Annotated in this window: 15 protein-coding genes; 7 read left to right on the plus strand and 8 right to left on the minus strand. The window is 68.3% G+C overall.

Annotated features, from left to right (window positions below):
• The first annotated feature begins 69 nt into the window (after positions 1–69).
• Entirely contained in the window at positions 70–1,116 is a 1,047-nt protein-coding gene (locus FNH21_RS11370; RefSeq protein ID WP_152815586.1) for a hypothetical protein, read from the plus strand.
• A gap of 87 nt (positions 1,117–1,203) precedes the next feature.
• Positions 1,204–3,057: a hypothetical protein gene (locus tag FNH21_RS11375; RefSeq protein WP_191931891.1), complete on the plus strand. Its 1,854-nt coding sequence runs from the start codon at positions 1,204–1,206 to the stop codon at positions 3,055–3,057.
• Between the two features lie 80 nt (positions 3,058–3,137).
• On the opposite strand, the gene FNH21_RS11380 is transcribed toward FNH21_RS11375, so the two are convergent.
• The 8 genes from FNH21_RS11380 to FNH21_RS11415 all read right to left on the minus strand — a co-directional run bounded on the left by FNH21_RS11380 (position 3,138) and on the right by FNH21_RS11415 (position 12,592).
• Positions 3,138–4,217 (minus strand): Gfo/Idh/MocA family protein, encoded by a 1,080-nt coding sequence (locus tag FNH21_RS11380; protein ID WP_152815598.1) that lies wholly within the window; start codon positions 4,215–4,217, stop codon positions 3,138–3,140.
• Between the two features lie 346 nt (positions 4,218–4,563).
• Complete coding sequence (locus FNH21_RS11385; protein WP_152815600.1) at positions 4,564–5,667, minus strand: substrate-binding domain-containing protein; 1,104 nt, start codon at positions 5,665–5,667, stop codon at positions 4,564–4,566.
• Positions 5,668–5,743: 76 nt separating this feature from the next.
• Entirely contained in the window at positions 5,744–7,045 is a 1,302-nt protein-coding gene (gene mmsB / locus FNH21_RS11390; protein WP_152815603.1) for a multiple monosaccharide ABC transporter permease, read from the minus strand.
• A 23-nt stretch (positions 7,046–7,068) separates the two neighbouring features.
• Entirely contained in the window at positions 7,069–8,607 is a 1,539-nt protein-coding gene (gene mmsA / locus FNH21_RS11395) for a multiple monosaccharide ABC transporter ATP-binding protein (RefSeq protein ID WP_152815606.1), read from the minus strand.
• Between the two features lie 124 nt (positions 8,608–8,731).
• A complete protein-coding gene (locus FNH21_RS11400; RefSeq protein ID WP_152815609.1) occupies positions 8,732–9,955 on the minus strand; it encodes an ROK family transcriptional regulator in 1,224 nt (407 codons plus the stop codon).
• Between the two features lie 32 nt (positions 9,956–9,987).
• Positions 9,988–10,506, minus strand: coding sequence for a gamma carbonic anhydrase family protein (locus tag FNH21_RS11405; RefSeq protein WP_152815612.1), 519 nt, complete (start codon positions 10,504–10,506; stop codon positions 9,988–9,990).
• 40 nt (positions 10,507–10,546) lie between these two features.
• On the minus strand, positions 10,547–11,416 hold the full coding sequence (gene purU / locus FNH21_RS11410; protein ID WP_191931892.1) for a formyltetrahydrofolate deformylase: 870 nt from the start codon (positions 11,414–11,416) through the stop codon (positions 10,547–10,549).
• On the minus strand, positions 11,417–12,592 hold the full coding sequence (locus tag FNH21_RS11415) for an FAD-dependent oxidoreductase (protein ID WP_152815615.1): 1,176 nt from the start codon (positions 12,590–12,592) through the stop codon (positions 11,417–11,419).
• Positions 12,593–12,934: 342 nt separating this feature from the next.
• Here FNH21_RS11415 and glyA point away from each other — a divergent pair, with 342 nt between their 5' ends.
• The 5 genes from glyA (at position 12,935) to FNH21_RS11440 (ending at position 17,978) form a co-directional block, all read left to right on the plus strand.
• Positions 12,935–14,242: a serine hydroxymethyltransferase gene (gene glyA / locus FNH21_RS11420; RefSeq protein ID WP_277819749.1), complete on the plus strand. Its 1,308-nt coding sequence runs from the start codon at positions 12,935–12,937 to the stop codon at positions 14,240–14,242.
• 153 nt (positions 14,243–14,395) lie between these two features.
• The gene (locus tag FNH21_RS11425) at positions 14,396–15,286 is read left to right on the plus strand and encodes a bifunctional methylenetetrahydrofolate dehydrogenase/methenyltetrahydrofolate cyclohydrolase (RefSeq protein ID WP_152815618.1); all 891 of its coding nucleotides are present in this window, start codon (positions 14,396–14,398) and stop codon (positions 15,284–15,286) included.
• Between the two features lie 55 nt (positions 15,287–15,341).
• Positions 15,342–16,283, plus strand: coding sequence for an ATP-binding cassette domain-containing protein (locus FNH21_RS11430; protein ID WP_191931893.1), 942 nt, complete (start codon positions 15,342–15,344; stop codon positions 16,281–16,283).
• On the plus strand, positions 16,276–17,148 hold the full coding sequence (locus FNH21_RS11435; protein ID WP_241743207.1) for an ABC transporter permease: 873 nt from the start codon (positions 16,276–16,278) through the stop codon (positions 17,146–17,148). The genes FNH21_RS11430 and FNH21_RS11435 overlap by 8 nt, the downstream gene beginning before the upstream one ends.
• Complete coding sequence (locus FNH21_RS11440; RefSeq protein ID WP_152815621.1) at positions 17,145–17,978, plus strand: ABC transporter permease; 834 nt, start codon at positions 17,145–17,147, stop codon at positions 17,976–17,978. Before FNH21_RS11435 ends, FNH21_RS11440 begins: the two co-directional genes overlap by 4 nt.
• Positions 17,979–18,014: the final 36 nt, after the last annotated feature.

Raw genomic sequence — 18,014 nt, forward strand, 5'->3', positions numbered from 1 at the left:
GCACCACGGTCTCAGCCTGGGGGTGAATGTGCGATGAAGATGCGAAAGCGTCGGTCTCTCGCTACCTCTGTGCGGGTCTCACTCCTCGCCGGCGCCGGTGCCCTCGGATGGATGGCCCTCGGTGCGTCGGGCGCCTCCGCCGCCGACCTCCCCGCGGAGCGCGGCCTGCTCGGATCCGTGACGGACGTCGTCGAGACGACGGCGGCTCCCGCCCTCGCTGCTGTCACAGAGCCCGCTGCCCCGCTGGCGGCTGCGACAGGTCTGCAGCAGACACGCGTTCTTCCGCTCGTCGATGACGTCGCCGCCCGTGTGCCCCAGCTTCTCTCGGAGCCCGTCGGCTCGGTGCTGACACCCGTCACGACGACGGTGGACGGGACGCTTGCGCAGGTGCCCGTCATCGGACAGATCATTCCGACAGGAACCGTCACGGGGATCACCACTCCGGTGACCGGCATCGTGGACGGTGCCGTGGGTGGTGTCGTCGAGCCCGTGCTCGGGGTAGTCGCTCCCGTCACGGAAATCGTGGCCCCCGTGGTCGAGGTGCTCCCCGTACCGGTGGCAGTGCCGCCGATCGCCGTGCTGCCGATCACTGATCCGGCGTCCCCGGTCGTGAACGCTCCGGTCGCCGTCGTGCCGCAGACGCCCGTCGCCACCGAACCGGTTGAAGCCGTCGCCGTTCCGGCGCCTGCCCTGCCGGATGCAGGCCTCGCGCAGATTCCGGTCACCGGCGCGGTCGATTCCATTCTCGCTCCGAACTCGATCGAAGCCCGGCCGGCTCTCGGTGCGGCCGGCTCGCTTCCCACGTATCTCGTCCCCGCGACCCCGGAATCGACCGTTATTGAGCGCCTGGTCGAGCCACTCACCAGCGCTGCAGGCGCGACCCTGACCGCCTTGGTCGCCTCGACCGACGGAACGTCCGGGGCCCTCCCGACCGTCCTCTCGTCCTTCTTCGGCGGGACGTCGTCCATGACGGGTGCGGGCTCGGCGGCGCCGCTCGCGGCACTCTCCGCAGGAGCGTTCCTCGTCGTCCTCCTGTTGACCGGGCGGCGCGGTCACCCTGCGAACGCTGACCTTCCGTCCGGACCCAGTTTCGATCCCGGCTCTTCTCCCGATTAGTGGTGGCCTCGCCGCGCCTTCGCGCGCGGCTGACGGCTCACGGTGCCACACGCACCTCCACACCACTTTCATCATCAGGAGAACATCATGCGTACATACGTGCAGCGAGGGCTCTACGGAGTCCTTTTAGCCGGGGGCGTCGTCGTCCTCGGAGCAGGAGCAGCGACAGCTGCGGACCTGTCATCACCTTCAACGACATCACTGACGGCGCCGACTACCGGGGTCTTCACAGCGGAGGCGGAGGCAGGCCTTGCAGCCGCCACCATTGCGCCACTGCAGTCGGGTACGACCAGCGGGGCGATCATCGAGGAAACCGCGGTGGCCCTCGAGGCCTCCCTCGGCGCTTCACCCGGCGGCTCTCCGGGCCTCTCGGGCTCGTCCGGCGGCCTACTGGACGGCGGGCTCCTCGATGGGGGTCTGCTGAACGGGAACGTGGTCTCTCCGGAGGTCGTGGTGCCCGTGAACGTGTCGGGGAATTCGGTGTCGTTGGTCGGGGATTCGTCGTCGACCGGGACGTCGGGTTCGACCGGTTCGACCAGCGGTTCTGCCCCGGTGCCTGCCCCGGCCCCGGTCGGCGACGGCCTCCTCGGCGGAGGTCTGCTGAATGGGAACGTGGTCTCTCCGGAGGTCGTGGTGCCCGTGAACGTGTCGGGGAATTCGGTGTCGTTGGTCGGGGATTCGTCGTCGACCGGGACGTCGGGTTCGACCGGGACCGGAGGCACCGGTGGGACCGTGGGGGGTCCAACCGATGAGTCCATCCACGGTGGTCTGCTGGATGGCGGCATTATCGACGGGAATGTCATCGCTCCTGTGGTCACCGTTCCGGTGAATGTGAGCTGCAATGACCTGACCCTGATCGGTGACAGCTCCTCGGATTGCACCACCGGCTCCACCGGGGGCGCGACGGGTGGCAGCACGGGCGGGAACACGGGCGGGGATACCGGCGGCAATACCGGCGGGGGCATCCTGGACGGTGGGATTCTCGATGGGAATGTCATCGCTCCTGTGGTCACTGTTCCGGTGAATGTGGGCTGCAATGACCTGACCCTGATCGGTGATAGCTCCTCGGACTGCACCACCGGCTCCACCGGGGGCACGACGGGTGGCAGCACCGGTGGCAGCACGGGCGGGAACACGGGCGGGGATACCGGCGGCAATACCGGCGGGGGCATCCTGGACGGTGGGATTCTCGATGGGAATGTCATCGCTCCTGTGGTCACCGTTCCGGTGAATGTGGGCTGCAATGACCTGACCCTGATCGGTGACAGCTCCTCGGACTGCACCACCGGCTCCACCGGGGGCACGACGGGCGGCAGCACCGGCGGAAACACCGGCGGGGGCATCCTGGACGGAGGGATCCTCGACGGGAACGTCATCACACCGGTGATCACCGTGCCGGTCGTGATCGGATGCAACGGACTCACCCTCATCGGGGACAGCAACACCGAGTGCGGGACGGGCTCAACCGGCCCGACGACGCCGACCACTCCGACGACCCCGACGACGCCGACCACGCCGACGACGCCGACGACGCCGACGACGCCGACGACGCCGACGACCCCGACGACGCCGACGACGCCGACCGATCCCGGAGACCCGGGTACCGGCGGTGACGGCGACACCGGCGTGCCGGGCGGTACCGACGGATCCGACGGCGGAGCCCCCACCGGCCCCACGACCACCGGATCAGTCCCCACGGGAACAAGGACACCGGCACCGGGCACCGTCTCGGTCGCGAGCGGCACCGTGAAGGTCATCGCTCCGGCGGCGTCGCTGTCAGCCGGCAAGGCCAACGGCCAGGCCGCTGGGGCAGTCACGGCTCCGACGGCTCTTGCCTCGACGGGCTTCGCCGAGCAGCAGATCGTCCTCTTCGGCTCGCTCCTGGTCCTCAGTGGCCTGGGTGGGCTGGTGCTCGCCCGCCGCGGCAGGGCATCTGCCTAGGCGGAACCGCGAGGACGAACGAAAGGACGGGCCCCGGCAGCAGTGGCTGCAGGGGCCCGTCCTCCGGCGCGCCGTCTGAGTCAGGCGTCGTCGTTGGCGTACCGGAGCCCGATCTGCGCCCGGACGTCATCCAGCAGGTGCATGGTCCTGAGAGTGTCACTGATCGGCATCGTCGGGCTCTCCGTCAGGCCCTCCTGGATGCAGCGGGTCACCTCGCGCAGCTCGTAGGTGTACCCAGCGCCCACCTGCTCGAAGTGCTCCACGCGGACCTCGTTGTGCCCTGCACTGATCGTCAGTTCCCTGGGGTTGTGGAGCGGCCCGCCGCCGGTCTTCAGCCAGCCCTTGGACCCGCAGACGGTGGCCTGACCCGGGCAGGACGCGATGAACGACGACGACAGCTGCGCATAGGCTCCGTTCCCGTAGCTGAGCGTGACCGCAGCCTGCAGGTCGACGCCGTCGTCGTTCAGGGTGCCCACCGCAGACACGGAATCGGGGAAGCCGAGCGAACCGAGGGCCCAGGTCAGCGGGTACACGGTGAGGTCGAGGAGGGCGCCGCCTCCGGCCTTCGGATCCCACAGGCGGCTCGTCGGATCGTCCGGTGCGGCGAAGCCCAGATCGCCCTGCACCCACCGGATGTCACCGAGCTCGCCCGCGTGGATGATCTCCCAGGCGCGGTTCACGCTCGGCAGGAAGCGGGTCCACACCGCCTCCATCATGAACAGTCCGCGTTCAGCGGCGAGGGCGGCGAGTTCCTCGGCCTCGGCGGCGTTGATGGTGAACGGCTTCTCGCACAGGACGTGCTTGCCGCCGGTCAGCGCAGCCTTCGCGACGTCGTAGTGCTGCCCGTGCGGCGTGGTGATGTAGACGACGTCGACGTCCGGGTCATCCACGAGGCGCTGGTAGCCGGCAACGTCGCCGTCATTGCCGTAGCTGGTGGCGAAGCCGAAGCGCTCGGCGAAGGCTGCCGCGCTCTCGGCATTACGGGAGCTGACCGCGTGGAGCACGGCATCCTCGAGCAGGGCGATGTCCGCCGTGACCTTGGAGGCGATGCCACCGGTGGCGATGACGCCCCACTTCAGGGGTCGGCCCGTCGCCGTGATCGGGCTGGGGGCGCCTGCTTCCGCGCAGGGGGGAACGGCGATTCTGGTCTGTGGGTTCATGGACCTATCCTCGCCGCTGGCGGGTGCCGCGTCCATCGACCGGCGCCGGATGACGCTCCGGGACGGGCGGGAGTGAGTTGCTGACGCGTGGTCACGAAGGCGATGATCGCCCGCGGGACACCGAGACCGATACTCACCACGGCGAGGACGCCCGCGATCGACGACGGCGATCGACGACGCGGCCAGGCCGCCGACACCGAGGGCGCGGCTCAGCGTCGCCGGGCGGAGGTCAGGATGGGCGGCGAGGAACCGCACTCCTGCGCTCCATCCCCTCCGGAAAGGACAAAAAAGATGCCCCGGCCGAAGCCGGGGCATCTTCTCAGTACTGCTGTTGCTCGAACCTCGACTACGGGTTCGTGATCGCCGACAGCGTGGGGTCGTCGGCGTAGGCGTCCGCCGCGTTGTCCTTGGTGACGATCTGCGGCTCGAGGAGGAACGCGGGAACGGTCTTCACGCCGTTCTCGTAGGAGTCGGGATCGTTGATCTCGGGCTCCTCGCCGGCCTGCAGGTTACCGACCATGGTGATCGACTGCTCCACGAGTGCGCGGGTGTCCTTGTTGATCGTGGAGTACTGCTTGCCCTCCATGATGGACTTCACGGATTCGACCTCGGAGTCCTGGCCCGTGACGACCGGCAGGGTCTTGCCGGCACCTTCCACGGAGGTCAGGATCGCGCGGGCGAGCGTGTCATTGGGGGAGAGGACGCCGTCGAGCTCGGTGGAGCCGTAGCTGCCGGAGAGCAGCGTGTCCGCACGCTTCTGGGCGTTCTCGGCCTTCCAGCCCTGGGTGACGGCCTGCTCGAAGGTGGTCTGCCCGGAGGCGACGACGAGGTTGCCGTTGTCGATCTCGGGCTGGAGGATGCTCATGGCGCCGTCGAAGAAGACCTTCGCATTGGCATCGTCGGGCGATCCGGCGAAGAGCTCGATGTTGTACGGGCCTTCGGGCTTGGCGGCCTTCATGCCGTCGAGGAGGGCCTGGCCCTGCAGCTCGCCGACCTTGAAGTTGTCGTAGGCCACGTAGTAGTCGACCGCGTCGGTGTTCAGGAGCAGGCGGTCGTAGGCGATGACCGTGATGCCGGCCTCCTTGGCCTGCGCGAGCTGCGTCCCGAGCTGGGCGCCGTCGATGGCGCCGACGATCAGGACCTTCACACCGTTGGTGATCATGGAGCTGATCTGGTTCTGCTGCTCGGAGACACCGCCGTTGGCGAACTGCACGTCCGGCTCGTAGCCGGCCTCGGTCAGGCCGTCGTTGAACAGCTTCTCCGCGAGGACCCAGTTCTCCGAGGTCTTCTGGGGCAGTGCGACGCCGATGGAGGAACCTTCCTCGAAGCCCGTCGCAGCGGCGGATTCTCCGCCCTCCGTGGCCGGGGCTGCTTCTTCGCGACCGCAGCCGGTCAGCGCCAGTGCTGAAATCGCAGCGATCGCTGCGAAGGACTTTGCGAACTTACGCATTGCTTTCTCTTTCTGTTGCTCGTGCTCTGGTGGACGGGTGGAGCGTTGGGTCCGGATGCCCGGTAGTGGCGGGCGCCTAGACGTCGTGGGAGATGACTTCCTTCGTTCCGACGGCCTGCTCCGTGGGAGCCGGTTTCGGGGCTTCGGTGTCGGTTTTTCGGTTGCCGCCACCTCCGCCGAAGTTCCTGGTGAGCAGGCCGATGATCGACGGCTTGCCCTGGCTCTTGTTGTAGACGTCGAAGGCGACCGCGACGAGGAGGACGATTCCCTTGATGATCTGGGTGTCGTCGGCGCCGGCTCCGAGCAGCTGCAGGCCGTTGTTGAGGACGGCCATCACGAGTCCGCCGATGATCGAACCGACCACGGTGCCGACGCCGCCGGTCACGGCCGCGCCACCGATGAAGACCGCGGCGATGGCGTCCAGTTCCCACCCGACGCCGTCGGACGGCCCGGATGCCGTGGATCGGCCGACGAAGATCATCCCGGCGAGCGCCGCGAGGATCGACATGTTCATCATGACCATGAAGTTCACGCGCTTGCTCTGCACGCCGGACAGCTCGGCGGCGTGACGGTTGCCACCGACGGCGTAGACGTGGCGGCCGAGGATGGTCTTGTTGGAGATGAACGCGTAGATGATGACCAGGACGCCGAGGATCAGGCCGGGAACGGGGAAGGAGGTGCCCGGACGGCCCGTCGCGAAGAGGTACGTCGCGTACAGGATGACGGCGGAGAGCAGGACGACCTTCACGATGGGTACCCAGGTGGGGGGCACCGTCGCGCCGATCTTCTCGAGCTTGCGACGGCCGCGGAGCTCGCTGTAGACGACGAACGCGACGAGGGCGAAGCCGATCAGCAGGGTCAGGTTGTTGTAGCCGAGATCCGGTCCCACCTCGGGGAGGTAGCCCGCACCGAGGTAGCGGAAGCCCTCGGGCACCGGCACGGTGAGGGAGTTGCCGACGGACTGGTTCGCGCCCCGGAACAGGAGCATCCCCGCGAGGGTGACGATGAAGGCCGGGATGCCGACGTAGGCCACCCAGAAGCCCTGCCAGATGCCGATGACCGCACCGAGCACGAGGCCGAGGAGGACGCCGAGGTACCAGGGGATACCCCAGTCGCGCATCGCGATGGCGACGACGATGCCGACGAAGGCCGCGATGGAGCCGACCGAGAGGTCGATGTGGCCGGCGATGATGACGAGCACCATGCCGATGGCGAGGATCAGGATGTAGGAGTTGCCGTTGAACAGGTTCATCATGTTCACCGACGTGAGCGTCTTGCCGCCGGTCTGCCACTGGAAGAACACGACCAGCGCGACCAGGGCGAAGATCATCCCGAACTGGCGGGTGTTCCCGCCGAAGATTTGTTTGAAGGAATTCATGGTGTCTTTCCTAGGAGCGTCGGTCAGGCAGCGGTTCGGCTGGCGGTCATGCGTTTCATCAGGGACTCCTGATTGGCGTCCTCGCGGGTCAGTTCCCCGGTGATGGCGCCTTCGAAGATGGTGTAGATGCGGTCGGAGAGACCGAGCAGTTCAGGCAGTTCGGAGGAGATGACGATGACGCCCTTCCCCTGGTCCGCCAGCTTCTGGATGATGCCGTAGATCTCGTACTTCGCACCGACGTCGATCCCGCGCGTGGGCTCGTCGAGGATGAGCAGATCGGGGTCGGTGAACATCCATTTGGCGAGGACCACCTTCTGCTGGTTCCCCCCGGACAGCTTGGCCACACCCTCGTTGACGCTCGGTGTTTTGGTGCGCAGCGACTTCCGGTATTCCTCGGCGACGCGGAACTCCTCGTCCTTGTCGACGACGAGGCCGTGCGTGATGCGCTGCAGGTCGGCCGAGACCGTGGTGGTCTTGATGTCGTCCAGGAGGTTCAGTCCCAGCGACTTGCGGTCCTCGGTGACATAGGCGAGGCCGGCCTTGATGGCCTGGGGCACCGAGCGCAGCGTCACCTCCTTGCCGTCGATGAGGATCTGCCCGGACTTGAAGTTCCCGTAGGAGCGGCCGAAGACCGAACGCACCAGCTCGGTCCGTCCTGCACCCATCAGCCCGGCGAAGCCGACGATCTCGCCGCGCCGGACGTGGAAGCTCGAGTTCTTGCAGACGAGGCGGTCCGCCACGGTCGGGTGGGCCACGGTCCAGTCGCGGACCTCGAAGAACGTCTCGCCGATGTTCGGCGTGTGGTCGGGGAACCTCGACTCGAGCGAGCGGCCCACCATCCCTCGGATGATGCGGTCCTCGTCGACGCCGTCGTCCTTGACGTGGAGCGTCTCGATCGACTTGCCGTCGCGGATGATGGTGATCGAGTCGGCGATCTGCTCGATCTCGTTGAGCTTGTGCGAGATCATGATGCAGGAGATCCCCTTGGAGCGCAGGCCCGACATCAGGTCCAGCAGGTGCTGGGAATCCGATTCGTTGAGGGCCGCCGTCGGCTCGTCGAGGATGAGCAGCTTCACGGACTTGTTGAGTGCCTTCGCGATCTCGACGAGCTGCTGCTTGCCCACCCCGATGTCCTTGACCTTCGTGATCGGGTCCTCGCGGAGCCCCACGCGGGCCATCAGCTCGAGGGTGGTCCGGTTCACGTAGTCCCAGTCGATGACGCCGAACCGGGTGGGTTCGTTACCGAGGAAGATGTTCTCGGCGATCGACAGCTCGGGGATCAGCGCGAGTTCCTGGTGGATGATCACGATCCCGGCCGCTTCGCTGGAGCGGATGTCCTTGAACTGGACCTCCTGGCCCTGGAACACGATGTCGCCGGAGTAGTCGCCGTAGGGGTAGAGGCCCGAGAGCACCTTCATGAGGGTGGACTTCCCGGCACCGTTCTCGCCGCAGATGGCGTGGATCTCGCCGGCCCGGACCTCGAGCGAGACGTCGGAGAGGGCTTTGACTCCCGGGAACTCCTTGGTGATGGAGCGCATCTCCAGGATGGTGTGGTTGTTCATGGGGCCTCCCGCGGTGACGGCATTGTCTTGGTGCAGGCCAACCTCGACCCGAAAGAATTGAACACGCTGGTATGCCTTGTCGTCAACTGTTGAACACAAAGCACGGAGAAAACAGAGGAAAACTTCAGGCTGAGCTGGCGAGCGCGGGAGCAAGTCCCTGCTGTGCCAGGACGACGGCGGCCGCACCGAGGGCTTCGGCGCGATCGCCGAGCGAGGACATGCAGACGCTCGTGGTGTCGCCGATGATGGGCACGGCGTGCCGGGCGAGCCCGCGCCGGACGGGCTCCAGCAGGATCTCCCCGAGGCTGGTCAGGGGCCCGCCGATGACGATCGTCTCGGGGTTGATGAGGTTCGCCATGTGCGCGAGTGCACGGCCGATGGCCACGCCGGCGTCGTCGATCACGCGCAACGCCGCGGTATCGCCGGCGAGCACCCAGTCGATGATCCGCTGCGTGTCCACCGTCTCGTTGCTGCCGCGGCTGAGGAGCTCGATCATGGTGGACGTCGACGCCACCGTCTCGAGACAGCCGCGGTTGCCGCACCGGCAGATGACGCCCTGCTCGTTGATGGTCGTGTGGCCCAGCTCGCCGGTCACGCCGACGTTCCCGTAGTAGAGCGAGCCGTTCAGCACCAGCCCGGCGCCGATGCCCGATCCCACCTTCATGAACATCAGGTTCTCGACAGCACTGTGCGGGCCCCAGGTCACCTGCGCCAGGGCGCCGAGGTTCGCATCGTTGTCGATGAAGACGGGCACCCGCAGCCGTTCACTGAACGTCTCGTGGATGTTGATGCCGACCCACTCTGGGAGGATGGCGCCCTGCACCACTGTTCCGGTGCGCCTGTCGATCGGCCCGGGGATCCCGATCCCGGCACCGAGGAGTGCGCGGCGGCGGATACCGCCGTTGTCCAGGAGGGAGTCCAGGAGATCGGACGCCGCGGTCAGTCCGTCGACGGCGCTGTGCCCGAGGGGGAGTGCGACGGACGCCTCCTGCAGCACCCGGTAGTTCGGGCTGGCGAGGACCACCCTGAGGTGGCGGCGCCCGATGTCGATCCCCGCGGCGACCTGCCCGTTGTCGTTGAGGATCACCGAGAGGGCGCGGCGGCCGGAACTCGTGGTGGGTGCAGTACTGACGATGCCGGTCGCAGCCATCACCTTGACGATGTTCGAGACCGTCGCTGTCGAGAGTCCGGTCTGTCGGGAGAGTTCGGCCTGGGTCTGCGGCCCGCCGCTCATCAGTGCCGCGATGACGCGCTGCTGGTTCTGCTCGCGCAGTGCGGACTGGGAGCCCGGCTTGGGTAGCGGGGCGCTCAGGCTTGTCCTCGCCGTCGAGGGGGAGTCTGCGGGCATGATCCCAAGGGTGCCGTAGCTCCCGCTTGTAGTCAAGAAGTTAACGCTTGGCGGTACTCCTGGGCGAGGAGCCTGTAGTCGGCTGCGTTGGCCCTGACGCCGTCCACCTCGCCGTCGTCCAGCGTCCGGCGCACCTTCGCGGGGACGCCGGCGACCAGGGAGCGGGGCGGGACCACGGTGCCCTCGAGCACGACGGCGCCGGCGGCCACGAGGGAACCGGTCCCGATGACGGCACCGTTCATGACGGTCGCGCTCATGCCGATCAGGCAGTCGTCCTCGATGGTGCAGCCGTGCACCACGGCGCTGTGGCCGACACTGACGCGGTCGCCGATGCGCGCCGGGAAGCCAGGGTCGGCGTGCACCACCACGTTGTCCTGGAGGTTCGTCCCCTCCCCGACGCTGATGGAGGAGGTGTCCGCGCGCAGGGTGGCGCCGAAGAACACGCTCGCATGTCCGCTGATCACCACGTCGCCGATGAGGGAGGCAGAGGGGGCGACGAAGGCGGAGTCGGAGACGCGGGGGGTCCTGCCGCGGAAGGTGTGGTTGGCCATGGCGCCAGCCTAGGCGACGCCTCCCGCGGCGGCGGGACCATCAGTTGAAGACGATGGTCCTGCGACCGTCGAGGAGGACGCGCCGTTCCGCGTGCCACTGCACGGCCTGCACCAGGGCGCGCCCCTCGAGTTCCCGTCCGATCGCGGTGAGCTGCTCGGCCGTCCGCGCGTGGTCCACGCGGATGACCTCCTGTTCGATGATCGGGCCCTCGTCCAGGGCGCCCGTGACGTAGTGGGCCGTCGCGCCGATGAGCTTGACGCCGCGGGCATGGGCCTGGTGGTAGGGCCGTGCCCCCTTGAAGGACGGCAGGAACGAGTGGTGGATGTTGATCGCCCTGCCCAGGAGGTCACCGCAGAGCCGGTCACTGAGGATCTGCATGTACCGCGCCAGGACGACCAGTTCGACGTCGTGCTGCCGCATCAGCGCACGCAGTGCGTCCTCCGCCTCGTCCTTGGTCTCCGGCGTGACCGGGATGTGATGGAACTCGATGCCGTAGAAGGCGGCGAGGTCCTCGAGGTCCCGGTGGTTGGACACGATGACGGGGATGTCGATGGCGAGGGTGCCGGAGCGGTGCTGGAAGAGGAGGTCGTTGAGGCAGTGCGCTGCTTTCGAGACCATGATGAGGGTCCGGGTCCGGCGGGAGGTCTCGTTGAGTGACCACTCCATGCCGAACTCACGGGCCACCGGTGCCAGGGCGGTGTGAAGCCCGTCCGCGGACGCCTCCGTGGTCAGGGCGACGCGCATGAAGAAGGTGCCCGTCTCCGGGCTGCCGTACTGCTGGGATTCCGTGATGTTCGCCCCGAGGCCCACGAGGGCGCCGGAGACGCCGTGGACGATTCCCGGCCTGTCGGGGCAGGAGAGCGTCAGGGAGTAGGACGAGGGCGGACGGGAGGTCTCGGGGGAGGTCACCTACGCCAGATTACCGGCCGTCGCCCGCCCGGCCCCCGCGCGGAGCCGTGTGACGGCGGCGACCGCCGCCGCGCGGCCGGCGCGGGAGGCACCGAGGGTCGAGGCGGACGCGCCGTAGCCCACGAGCAGGAGTCGGGGCTCCTTGACCACGTGGACCCCGTCCATGAGGATGCCGCCTCCGGGTTCACGGAGGCGCAGCGGTGCGAGATGGTCCAGGGCGGCGCGGAACCCGGTGGCCCAGAGGACGGCGTCCACGGGTTCCACCGACCCGTCCGCGAAGACTGCCGAATGCTCGCGGAGTTCGGAGAGGGGCCCGCGGGAGACGAGGATGCCGGCGTCGATCCCGGCCCGGTACTGCGCCGTGAGCGACAGTCCGGTGACGGAGACGACGCTGGCGGGCGGCAGCCCCGCGGCGGTCCGGGCGTTGACCTCCGCCTCGACCTCGCGACCCCACTCCGGATCGAAGGCGCGGCGCGTGAACGACGGCGGTCGGCGTGTCGACCAGACGGGGGCGGCTCCGGCCTCGTGGAGCTGCAGCACGAACTGCACCGCGGACGTACCGCCACCGACGACCAGCACGCGCTGTCCCTCGAACTCCGCTGCCGAGCGGTAGTCGTGCGTGTGGAGCTGCCGGCCCGCGAAGACGTCCCGGCCGCGGTAATAGGGCCAGTACGGGCGGTCCCAGGTGCCGGTCGCACTGATGACGGCGTCGGCGATCCACGTGCCCGCCGTCGTCGTGACGCGCAGCGGGCCGTCACCGTGGCCGGACGAGCCGGCAGGCCCCTCCTCGGGCTCCACTGCCAGCACGGAGACGGGACGGTGCACGGGCAGGTCGAAGGTCCGCTCGTACGCGCCGTAGTAGCGGGACACGACGTCGGCCGCCGGTTCCTTCGGGTCCGGCGTGCCGAGCGGCAGGCCGGGCAGGTCGTGGAGCGCGTGGGCGGCGTCGAAGGTGAGGGCGGGCCAGCGGTGCAGCCAGGCGCCACCGGGCGCCGGGTTCGCATCGAGGACGACGACGTCGCGCTCCGCCTCCAGCCCCCGGCGCAGGAGGTGGTAGGCACTGCTGAGGCCGGCCTGGCCGGCACCGATGACGACGACGCCCACGCGCCCGACGCCGTCCCCGCCTGCCCGTACGCCCGTTTGCACCGGTGTGTCCCCGGGCGTTGTCACGTCCATCGCGTCCCACCTCTCCTGGCGATCCCGGTCTCCGGGGCACGCTCCTTCTCAGCGAACGGCCGGGCAGTGATGACTATTCCGGGCTCCGCGTCATCGCGTGGCGGGCGCCGCTCGGGAGCGGCTAGCATGGGAGCGTCGCGACTGGCGTAGGGTGGGCAACCACCAGGAAGCGGCGTGGAGCTGCCGCCGTCCTGCGGGCGCGGTGGACGTCCAGTGCAGACCACGGATCGCACGCCTGGGCCGCGGGTCACGTTTCATGAGCGGCCGGGGCACGGACCAGCGGTCCGACGCCCGCCCGCGATTCAAGCTGACCTCGTGCGAGACCCAGAGAAGGATCAACCGATGACCACGTCGCCCATGGCCCCGTCCCACTCCGCAGCGGATACCGTCACCAACGCGCCCCTGTCCGAGGTGGATCCCGAGATCGCCGCCGTCCTCCGGAACGAGCTCGCGCGTCAGCGGGACACGCTCGAGATGATCGCGTCGGAGAACTTCGCGCCGCGCGCGGTCCTCGAGGCCCAGGGCAGTGTCCTCACCAACAAGTACGCCGAAGGGTACCCGGGACGCCGTTACTACGGTGGGTGCGAACACGTCGACGTCGCGGAGAACCTCGCGATCGAGCGTGTGAAGGCGCTCTTCGGTGCAGAGTTCGCGAACGTCCAGCCCCACTCCGGTGCCCAGGCGAACGCGGCCGCACTCTCCGCGATGATCAAGCCCGGTGACAAGATCATGGGCCTCTCCCTCGCACACGGCGGACACCTCACGCACGGCATGAAGCTGAACTTCTCCGGGAAGCTCTACGAGGTCGCGGCGTACGGCGTCGAGGAGGACACCCACCGCCTGGACATGGACCGCGTGCGGGCACAGGCGGTCGCCGAGAAGCCGCAGGTGCTGATCGCCGGCTGGTCGGCCTACCCCCGCCAGCTCGATTTCGCCGCCTTCCGCTCCATCGCCGACGAGGTCGGCGCCCTCCTCTGGACCGACATGGCCCATTTCGCCGGACTCGTCGCAGCCGGTGTCCACCCCAGCCCGGTGCCCTACTCCGACGTCGTCACCTCCACGGTGCACAAGACGCTGGCCGGTCCCCGCTCAGGGGTCATCCTCGCCAAGCAGGAGTGGGCCAAGAAGCTCAACTCCAACGTCTTCCCGGGACAGCAGGGCGGCCCGCTCATGCACGTCATCGCGGGCAAGGCCACGGCCTTCAAGATCGCCGGATCGCCGGAATTCCGTGAGCGCCAGGAGCGCGTCCTCGAGGGGGCCCGCATCATCGCCGAGCGCCTCACCGGGTCCGACGTCGCCGAGCACGGCGTCTCGGTGCTCACCGGTGGAACCGACGTCCACCTCGTCCTCGTGGACCTCCGCAACTCCTCGCTCGACGGCCAGCAGGCCGAGGACGTCCTGCACTCCGTCGGCATCACGGTCAACCGCAACGCCGTGCCGTTCGATCCCCGCCCGCCCATGGTCACCTCCGGCCTCCGCATCGGGACGCCGGCCCTCGCGACCCGCGGCTTCGGCGCCGCCGAGTTCACCGAGGTCGGGGAGATCATCGCGGCCGCCCTGAAGCCGTCGCCCGACGTCGAGGCACTGCGCGCCCGCGTCTCCGCACTCGCGGCGGACTTCCCGCTCTACCCCGGCCAGGAGGAGTGGTAGATCCGATCCCACGCGCCGCCCTCTCCTCGAGGGCGGCGGCGTCACCGGACTTCGACATCCCCACCGCGGAATGCTGCTTCACCGGCTGCTGCGACCGCGGCAAGGCATTCCTGCTCGAACAGCTGGACGAGCGACCAGAGAAGGATCCCTCCCATGAACAACGCCCGCATCCTTGACGGCAAGGCGACCGCCGCACGCATCAAGGAGGAACTGACCGAGCGCGTGAGCGCACTGCGCGAGCGCGGGGTGACCCCCGGGCTCGGCACGGTCCTCGTCGGCGACGATCCGGGGAGCCACTCCTACGTGGCGGGCAAGCACCGCGACTGCGCCCAGGTCGGCATCACCTCGGTCCGGCGCGACCTGCCGGACACCATCACGCAGGAGGAACTCGAGGCAGTCCTCGACGAGCTGAACGCCGACGCCGCCACGACCGGCTACATCGTCCAGCTCCCGCTCCCCGCCCACATCGACACCAACGCCATCCTCGAGCGCATCGATCCGGCGAAGGACGCGGACGGCCTGCACCCGACCAACCTCGGGAAGCTGGTCCTCAACGTCAACGCGCCGATGGACTCCCCGTTGCCGTGCACCCCGCACGGTATCGTCGAGCTCCTGCTCCGCCACGACGTCGAGCTGAAGGGCCTCGACGTGCTCGTCGTCGGCCGTGGCGTGACGGTCGGCCGCCCGCTCGGTCTGCTGCTCACCCGGAAGCAGATCAACGCGACGGTGACGCTCGCACACACCGGGACGGTGGATCTCGCCGATCATCTCGGACGGGCCGACGTCGTCGTCGCCGCGGCAGGGATCCCGCACATGATCCGTGCGGACCGGGTGAAGCCCGGGGCGATCGTGCTGGATGTCGGCGTGAGCCGCGTGGAGGATCCGGAGACGGGCAGGGCGAAGCTCACGGGCGACGTCGATCCCGCGGTCGCCTCGGTGGCGAGCTGGCTCTCACCGAATCCCGGGGGAGTGGGGCCGATGACGCGTGCCATGCTGCTGACCAACGTCGTCGAGGCCGCGGAGCGCTCGGCTGCCGGCAACTAGTCCGCGGAACCCCCATTGGCTTCTGCCAATGGGAGTTCTCGCCTAGGCTGGGCGAGTGCCCACACTCGCCGCCGGTCCGCCGGTCATCTCCGCCCGTCAGCTGAGCAAGCACTACGGTGATTTCAAAGCCGTCGACGGCATCTCCTTCGACGTCCCCGCGGGGGAGTCCTTCGGTCTGCTCGGACCCAACGGCGCGGGCAAGTCGACGACCATGCGCATGATCGGAGGGGTGTCCCAGCGGACCTCGGGAGACCTCACCATCATGGGGCTCGATCCCGAACAGCACGGACCGGAGGTGAGGGCGCACCTCGGGGTGGTGCCGCAGCAGGACAACCTCGACGAGGAACTCAGGGTCCGTGACAACCTCCTCGTCTACGGCCGCTACTTCGGTCTGCCGATGAGCTACCTGAGACCGAAGGCGGACGAGCTCCTGGAGTTCGCGCAGCTCACGGAGAAGGCATCCGCGAAGGTGGACGCGCTTTCCGGCGGGATGAAGCGCCGCCTGACCATCGCGCGGTCGCTCATCAACGAGCCGAAGATCCTGCTGCTCGACGAGCCCACCACCGGGCTCGACCCGCAGGCCCGGCACATCCTCTGGGACCGGCTCTTCCGCCTGAAGGAGTCCGGCGTGACCCTGATCCTCACCACGCACTACATGGACGAGGCGGAGCAGCTCTGCGACCGCCTGGTGGTCGTCGACAAGGGCAGGATCATGGCGGAGGGGTCCCCTGCTCAGCTCATCCGCGAGCACTCGACCCGGGAGGTGCTCGAGCTGCGCTTCGGCTCGGAACGCAACACGACCGTCGCCGCCGAACTGCAGGGCATCGGTGACCGGCTCGAGCCGCTGCCCGACCGCGTCCTCATCTACGCCCAGGACGGCGAGGCCGCTCTCGAACAGGTCATCTCGCGGGGCCTCCGTCCGATCACCTCCCTGGTCCGCCGCTCCTCGCTCGAGGACGTCTTCCTGCGCCTGACGGGGAGGAGCCTCGTTGACTGAGCAGGCGCCCACCACCGACGGCGCGGTGACGGCACCGCCGTATCGGCTGCACGCCCACAAGCCGGAGGTCTCGGCGTCCCGGGCGCGTGCGTTCGGCTCCTGGTACTACGCCGAGCACGTCCTGCGGTCCATGAACAGCTACCGGTGGACCCTCCTCGCCTCGAGCGTCGGGACGCCGGTGATGTACCTCTTCGCCATGGGGATCGGCCTAGCGACCCTCGTCGACCGGAACTCGGCAGGTGCCTTCGGCGAGGTCAGCTACCTCGCCTTCATCGCCCCGGCCCTCCTGGCCTCCGCGACGATCATGACCGCCGCCACCGAGTTCACCTATCCCGTGATGGACGGCTTCAAGTGGCGGCGCGTCTACTACGGCCCGCACGCCTCGCCCCTGAACACCGACCAGATCGTGCAGGGCCACATCATCGCCGTCACCGTCCGGCTGACGGTCACCACCATCATCTACTTCCTCATCGTCGCGGCGTTCGGGGCGTCACCGTCTGCCGCCGGCCCCGTGGCCATCCCCGTCGCGGTGCTGAGCGGCCTGGCGTTCGGGCTCCCGCTCATGGCCTACTCGGCCCGGATCGAAGAGGACAAGGGGCAGTTCGCGCTCGTCATGCGGTTCATCGTCACGCCGCTGTTCCTGTTCTCCGGGACCTTCTTCCCGCTCGACACCCTGCCGGTGTTCCTCCGCTGGATCGGCTGGATCTCGCCCTTGTGGCACGGCACCGAGCTGGGCCGGGCGCTGACCTACGGCTACGAGCTCCCCCTCTGGCTCGCCGTGGTGCACGTGCTGTACCTCGTGGTGCTCGCCGTCGTCGGACTGAAGCTGGCCCGCGCGGTGTACGCGAGGAGGTTGGGGAGATGAGCGTGCACCTCACCGCCCAGGACTACGCGCTCGAGGGGTCCAGGCGACCGCTGGCAGCGCTCTACTCCCGCAACGCCCGCGCCGTGATCGCGCGCGGCCTGCTCGCCACGCGCAGCAGCAACTGGCTGGTCATGGTCTCCGGGTTCTTCGAACCCGTGCTCTACCTCGTGTCCATGGGGGTGGGCCTGGGAGCGCTCGTCGGGTCGGTCGAGGGCCCCAACGGTGAGCCGATCAGCTATGCCGCCTACATCGCGCCGGCACTCCTCGCGGTGTCCGCCATGAACGGCGCGGTCTACGACAGCACATGGAACGTGTTCTTCAAGATGAACTTCGCCAAGCTCTACCAGGGCATGCTCTACACGTCGTTGGGTCCGCTGGACGTCGCGATCGGGGAGATCTTCCTGGCCCTCCTGCGCGGCGCCATGTACGCCACCGGCTTCACCGCGGTCATGGCGCTCATGGGCCTCATCACCACACCGGTGGCGTTGCTCATGATCCCGGCGTCCGTCGTGATCGCCTTCGGCTTCGCGTCCTTCGGGATGGGCATCACGAGCTTCATGAAGACCTTCCAGCAGATGGAGTGGGTCAACTTCGTGATGCTGCCGATGTTCCTGTTCTCTGCCACGTTCTATCCACTGAGCGTCTACCCGCAGGGCGTCCAGTGGTTCATCCAGGCCCTGCCGCTGTGGCACGGTGTGGAACTGCTGCGCCAGATCAGCATCGCCTCCTTCACTCCTGCCGCGGCGGTCCACCTGAGCTACTTCCTGGTGATGATCGCCGTCGGCCTGCTGCTTACCACTGTCAGGCTGCGGAAGCTGTTCCTCAAGTAGGTCCGGCGTTGACCGGTCGGGACGCGCGGGTCCCGC

It is taken from the genome of Arthrobacter bussei (assembly GCF_009377195.2).
Taxonomy (GTDB): Bacteria; Actinomycetota; Actinomycetes; order Actinomycetales; family Micrococcaceae; genus Arthrobacter_D; species Arthrobacter_D bussei.